Raw genomic sequence first — 553 nt, forward strand, 5'->3', positions numbered from 1 at the left:
TCAACTACTACCTTCTGCAATCTCCTTGCTGCCAAGTCTATCATCGGGAAATCCGACCATATTGAATGCGGCTGACTGCCGAAGCTGTCAAGTCCACTTGCGTAGCTGTAACGGATAAGCTGATAAAACTTCGCCGCCCTGTCAACATCACGAAATCTGCTGAACAGACCTCGCTTATGAAGACTAGCAATCCAGTCGAAATCTTCACGAGAATCGAGGACATAACGAAGCTTGTATTTCAGCTTGTTCGGCTTGTCCCTGACACAGCGATAAAGATTTGCAAGATTTCCGTTAAAATCGTTGTACACCTCAAAATCCATACCGGGCGGCTTGCGAAAAAGCACCCAGCCTGCACCGCCGAAAACCTCGATATACCGTTCATAGTAGGGCGGAAACCTTGCAAGTACTGCGTCACGCAATGCCTTTTTACCGCCTAACCATGACATAAAACTGTTCATGAAATTCCTTTCCGTCGTTTAAAGCCAATGACAGAAAGAAAGTCGCTTTGCTAATTACAGAAGTTTTCTGTCATTGGCAAAACGACTTTAGTTGT

Annotated in this window: 1 protein-coding gene; it reads right to left on the reverse strand. The window is 45.4% G+C overall.

What is annotated here, in order from left to right; genetic code table 11:
- Positions 1-446: DNA adenine methylase (locus tag DW015_RS13830; RefSeq protein WP_242993308.1), on the reverse strand; the 446-nt coding region annotated here is incomplete at its 3' end.
- Positions 447-553 lie beyond the last annotated feature (107 nt).

Origin of the sequence: Ruminococcus sp. AF37-20 (genome assembly GCF_003460465.1) — a bacterium.
GTDB lineage: Bacteria > Bacillota > Clostridia > Oscillospirales > Ruminococcaceae > Hominimerdicola > Hominimerdicola aceti.